The sequence below is a fragment of the Bartonella sp. PS7NMGDW genome (genome assembly GCF_042193585.1).
GTDB classification, from domain to species: domain Bacteria; phylum Pseudomonadota; class Alphaproteobacteria; order Rhizobiales; family Rhizobiaceae; genus Bartonella; species Bartonella grahamii.
Window position 1 is genome coordinate 7314 of the sequence record NZ_JBHILX010000023.1, and the last position, 3764, is coordinate 11077.

A 3764-nucleotide genomic window follows, 5' to 3' on the forward strand; every position below is an offset into this window, starting at 1 on the left:
CTTACAGCACCTTTTGTCTTCGTGATTTGGGCTTTTGGACCTTCTGCATGAAGTCCATAACCATCAGATGATGTAACCGCAGCTTTTTCGTCTAAAGTAATGGCGCTGCCTTCTTTCGCATATACCCCTTCAGTTTTTCCGTCGAATGAACCTCCAGACACTGTTATTGTAGAGTTATTATTTGCAAATATGCCTGTTGTCGCTTTAGTGACGGTTACATTGCTTAAAGACACAGTGCTTTTTTCGGCACTTATTCCTTTATCTATCAAGGCGTCATCTTTGCTGCTCGATATTTTTACATTGTCCAGCGTGTTTTTATTTTCATCACTTCCGCTAGCGTTGAAAAGAGCACCTATTTGAGATGCTGTGATGGAACCACCGGTCATACTGGCTGTAGCTGCATTTTGTATATCAAGGCCGTTTGCAACTTTTTCAATGGTTGTTGTGCCTTTTAATGTAATGACGCTGTTAGCGCCATCGGCTTTTGCGCCAGTACTCTTTTTTTCAGTTTCAGAGCCGGTTATTGTCAAATTTTCACTAACGATTTTGCTACCAAATGCTGTATAAAGCCCAGTTACCATATTTTCAATGGTTGTTTTGCCTGTTAATTCAATCATACTATTTGGCAAGTAGGCCGCTATACCGGTGCTATTGGTATTTTTTTCGTTCTGAGAGCCGGTTATTGTTAAATCTTTACTAACGATTTTGCTACCAGTTGTTGCCCTAAGACCACCGCCAGCAATGTCTTTAATGGTTGTTTGACCCGTTAATTCAATCACGCTATTAGCACCATCGACGAATATACCAATGCTGTCTTCTTTAGCTTCAGGAAGGATTATCGTTACATCTTTTGCAGTGACTTTACTGCCCTTATTTACCAGAAACCCGTTTGCAACTTTTTCAATGGTTGTTTTGCCTGTTAATTCAATTGTACTATCAGGATCTGTGGTTGTTACACCAGTTCCTGTATCGTCTCCTTTTATTTTTAAATCTTCGCTGGTGATTTTACCACCTGTTTTTGCTAGGATCCCATCCACAGCTTTTTCAATGGTTGTTGTGCCTTTTAACGTAATTTCGCTACCAAGATCTGTAGATGTTACACCAGTTTTTTCAGATTCAGTACCGGTTATTTTTAAATCCTTGCCAATGATTTTTCCAGCATTTGTTGCTTTAATCGCATCATAGTTTTTTTCGGAGGCGTCGCTGGAGACGTCTTTTACGTCTTCATTACTTGTAGCACTTAGGACTGTCGCATATGCGCTGAAATGGGTGCTAAACAGCATGACAGCTACGGCAGCTGTGCCGGATAAAAGAGATTTTTTAAACATTTAGATATTTTCCTTAACTTATAAGCCCCACGCATTCTTCCCCCGCTTACAAGAAGGATATCAAAATGAATGGTTTTCTACTTTGGAGATCAATAGATTGTTTTTATTTTTATGTAAAGTATAAAAATGTTTTTTTATAAAAAATACATAACGTTATATTATTATATTATTATATTATTCATTATGAAATAAATATAAAACTAAATTATAAATAAAAATTATTTTATAATATTATAAATTATTTATATTTTTTGATTGTATATCATAGTGTTATTATTGTGCATTGTTTAGAGATAAACTTTATTGAGTTATAACAAGAAAGAAAAGAATGGAGAAAATATTAGAAAAAAGAAACAAGAAGAGAGGAAATGAGCAATAAAGAATAGCAGTATCTATGCTGCTGTGGATATACAAAAAAGAAAGTTTGTCGTTTGACAGGAGTTTTTTTTAAGTGGGAATAGGTGGGAGTTTATGATTTTTTTATGACTAATTTTCACCATTAAATGGGCGTTTTATCAAAATGGATTTTGACATCTAAAAAATAGTGAAAATGAGAAAAAACTGTGATTCAATGGAAAAATAGGAAAAGGCTTTGAAGATTTAAAAAAAACTCTGTGAAAGCCTAGAAAACCGCCTTTTAAGCCCCTTTGAAAAAAATCTATAAATTGTGAACTTCGCTCCAAAATCAGCCCAAAAAGCAAAAAAAAATATAATATGTTAAAAACAAAGTGTTATTAAAAATCTTAATGTAAGGAGAAATGCACCTTCATTTTCTATTGTATAATGATGGTTAAGTTGGATTTGTGTAGCTCTTGAGTGCTTTTTCAACCTCTATTTGACGTTTTAAATGCAATTTTAAAAAGAGGCAAGGTAAGCTCTATTTCTTCCTTGTCTTTGATGTCTTGAACAAGCTCTTGTAACTTTTTATCAAGCTCTGCCGCGAGTTCTGCTATATCTTCAGGGGGAAGTTTAATTGTTGCATTTTTGTTACCTGATTGATCCCTTTGTACGGGTGGCAAATTCTGATGGGGGTGTTAGTGTTAAACCCGCAAGTCCTTTTGCGGCGGCGATGTTTATCAAACGTGACAAGCAAAGGGGCGGTGTTTTTTGGTCTCCCTCCAACCAAGATGTTAAAGGCATTTTAGGCACGGCGCGCCCGATTAGCTATTTTGATGGGGAAATCGATCATGAGGCAAATCGCCTCAATCAAGCCGATATTGCGACCTTTATTCCAGCACGGCTTAGCCAAAATGCGCATTTAGGTAATTCTGGGGGACAAATAGCTGCCAATGGACGTATTTTATGGGGAAATCATACCACCTCTAGTGATCCACTCTGGCGTTTTGTCAATGTGGTGCGCACCCGTGCAGCATTGGAAAAAACGATCATCAACAATTTCCGCCCTTGGGCCAATGATGAAAACCTTACTGGTCAACATGTTATTGCCATTACCCGCAGCCTCACGCAGTTTCTTGATGATCTGATTGCGCGTGGAGCGCTTTTGGGTGGGCGGGTTTGGTTTGACCGCGATTTAAATTCCAACAGCACTTTACAATTGGGAAAATTGCGGGTCGAGTTTGATGCAGAAGAAGTGCCACCCTTAGAAGATTTGAGTTTCGGCAGCCGGCGCAATAGCGCTTATTTTGACCGTTTGGCGCAAGATATCCAAAAGAAAATGACTTATCAATTTGGCGATACGCTTGAAACTTATCGTAAAGCAGCAAGGAGTTAAAGCATGACTTTACGCATTGTACGCGGTTTTATCCTGATTGTTGATGGTTTTATGGGCACCATCTCACAATTGACAGATTTTTGTAAATCTTTGCCTCATCGCATGAAGGGGTGGATTGGTTCCATTGATGTAAGAGAGTTTTTGCCAAGTTTTTTGGGGGGTAAAACAGCCATTCAGCCCATACCACAATTTGCGGGGGCTTCTCCTGTAAATTCATTTGCGAGAGAGCAAAGAGACAAAGACCGTTCCCCCATCACGCACAATCAAAATATCACAGTGCATGTCAATGGCGCCCGTGATCCTGTGGACACTGGTCGTGCGGTTGCCCACGCCATTCAACGGGCACGCGCTAATGCTCTGCATGGGGGGACAGAATGAGGGGAGGGAACCTATGAGAGATCCTTTGATGATGTTAGGTCCGCATCAATTTTATGTGGATTGGCTGAATTTCCAATCCTTTGAAGAAGAGTTTTCTGCCTCATGGGTTTGTATGGAGCGTTTTGGCAGGTCCCCCAGTTTGCAATTTACCGGCTATGGCAATGATGCAAAAACCATTCATGGCGTTTGGTTTCCAGAAGAGTTTGGTGATCGTGTAGCCATTGATGCCATAAGCAGAACCATTCGAACAGCAAAGCCGGTGCAGATGCTTCGTTGGATCAATGATACGACCTATAGTGTCCTTCTCCATGGTCCCGTGGTGATCA

The 3764-nt window shown here is 39.4% G+C and carries 2 protein-coding genes and 3 pseudogenes; 3 read left to right on the plus strand and 2 right to left on the minus strand.

The annotated features are described in order from the left end of the window. Both ACFIKJ_RS08170 and ACFIKJ_RS08175 read right to left on the minus strand, forming a co-directional pair. Positions 1 to 1328 (minus strand): annotated as a pseudogene (locus ACFIKJ_RS08170) (autotransporter outer membrane beta-barrel domain-containing protein); the annotation flags it as partial. A gap of 790 nt (positions 1329 to 2118) precedes the next feature. Then, positions 2119 to 2314 (minus strand): annotated as a pseudogene (locus ACFIKJ_RS08175) (transcriptional regulator); the annotation flags it as partial. Here ACFIKJ_RS08175 and ACFIKJ_RS08180 point away from each other — a divergent pair. From ACFIKJ_RS08180 to ACFIKJ_RS08190, 3 genes and pseudogenes are all read left to right on the plus strand, one after another. Continuing rightward, positions 2311 to 3060 (plus strand): annotated as a pseudogene (locus ACFIKJ_RS08180) (phage tail sheath family protein); the annotation flags it as partial. The pseudogenes ACFIKJ_RS08175 and ACFIKJ_RS08180 overlap by 4 nt on opposite strands. A 3-nt stretch (positions 3061 to 3063) precedes the next feature. Continuing rightward, positions 3064 to 3438 (plus strand): hypothetical protein, encoded by a 375-nt coding sequence (locus ACFIKJ_RS08185; RefSeq protein WP_375670455.1) that lies wholly within the window; start codon positions 3064 to 3066, stop codon positions 3436 to 3438. A gap of 13 nt (positions 3439 to 3451) precedes the next feature. Next, on the plus strand, positions 3452 to 3764 hold a 313-nt coding region (locus tag ACFIKJ_RS08190), incomplete at its 3' end, for a phage tail protein (protein ID WP_375670456.1).